2 protein-coding genes are annotated in these 1,499 nt (G+C 53.9%); both read left to right on the top strand.

What is annotated here, in order from left to right:
- The coding region (locus K289_RS50060) for a thioesterase domain-containing protein (protein WP_245284155.1) at positions 1 to 1,037 on the top strand (1,037 nt) is incomplete at its 5' end.
- A gap of 98 nt (positions 1,038 to 1,135) precedes the next feature.
- Entirely contained in the window at positions 1,136 to 1,435 is a 300-nt protein-coding gene (locus K289_RS0140800; protein WP_027556541.1) for a transposase, read from the top strand.
- Positions 1,436 to 1,499 lie beyond the last annotated feature (64 nt).

Here is a 1,499-nt window from a genome sequence, read left to right as displayed (position 1 = left end):
CCAAGATCTGGGCGGAGCTTCTGGGGCTGGCGCGGGTTGGTCGCCACGACCACTTCTTCGAACTGGGCGGCCACTCGCTCTTGGCGGTGCAGCTGCTCAGTCGTGCAGTGGATCTCGGGCTCAAGTTCAGCGCAGCAGACATCTTCCAAGCCCCTGTTCTCAAGGAACTTGCATCAAAGATTCGGTTGGAGCCGCATCCCAGTGATCTGGACGTGATTTGCGCTAGAGCAACCGGATCGCAGCCGCCGCTCTTCTTCGTTCCCACAGGCTTGGGTGATTGTTCCTATGTACTTAGTTTGGTGACCGAAATGGACGTAGACTGTCCCGTCTACACTCTACCGTGGCCACCTTTCGATAAAGCTCATCCATTAACACTTGAATCGATAGCCTCGCAAGCAATCTTGGCCATCAAGCAGGTTCAGTCGCAGGGTCCATATCGCGTCGCAGGATATTCTTCAGGCGGAATCTTGGGTTACGCAATTGCCCAACGCTTACTGAAGCTCGATGAAGCTGTGTCATTCATCGCTTTCATTGATGTTACGTTACCGGCAAATAGATTAAACGCATCGCTCGCACAGGTTGTGCGAGAGGTGGTGCTGGAATCTCTGCAATCGTTGGATGGCGAGCGCTTCGAATTGTTGCAGCAATTTGCTAAACAATGTTCGATTGCCGAACTGCTTGAAAAGGCGCTCCAAATTGGAGCACTGCCACCCCATCGAGACCTCCAGAATCAGGCTGTGTATGAAAGAATTGCGCAATTCCAAAGAGCGCTGCAGCTGTACCAAGTCCCATCCTTGCCAATCGAAATACATCAGTATTATGCCGTTGAACCTCTCCCAAATGACCGGGCACGAGCCGCCAACACTTCGCCAAGTCCAGAAGCAAATTCGCCTATGCGGGGGTGGGATCGAGTTTTGAGTACGGCGGCCATTCATGCGGTACCGGTTCCAGGCAATCACGTGACGATAATGAGCATTCCAGAAAATCGCAAAGCTCTGGCTCTATCCTTGTCGAGAGCCTTAAATAATTCATTGTAGTCGCCCGTTAATCGCGGGGCACGGTGAAATGGCCCCCGATTTTGGGACCAGAGGCTTAGTTGGAAAAAGGCCGCTCCGTCTGATAGACGGAGTGAGCAATGACGAAGAAGACGAGACGCAAGATCGACGCGGCACTGAAGGCAAAGATCGCGCTGGAGGCGGTGCGGGAGCAGGCGACGGTGGCCGATTTGGCCCAGCGCTACGAGGTTCACCCGAACCAGATCTATGCCTGGAAGAAGCAACTGCTGGAACAGGCGGCCCGGGCCTTTGATGCGGGTGTCGGGCGGGAGAGCGAGGACGCTCGCGAACGCGAGATCGAGAAGCTGCACGCCAAGATTGGACAACTGACAGTCGAGCGCGATTTTTTAGTCGTGTGTGAAGAATTCGGAAGCGATTGATTTGGCGCTGTGATTTGAGTTGAGCAAGTATTCGATTTTGCAAGAAAGCTGGGGGCGAGTCTTG

This window comes from Bradyrhizobium sp. Cp5.3 (genome assembly GCF_000426265.1).
Taxonomy (GTDB): Bacteria; Pseudomonadota; Alphaproteobacteria; order Rhizobiales; family Xanthobacteraceae; genus Bradyrhizobium; species Bradyrhizobium neotropicale.
This window is presented reverse-complemented; position numbering and strand designations above follow the sequence as displayed.

Excerpts from the sequence above, each read along its gene's own strand:
- K289_RS0140800 (WP_027556541.1), top strand. The coding sequence starts at position 1,136 with ATGACGAAGAAGACGAGACGCAAGATCGACGCGGCACTGAAGGCAAAG.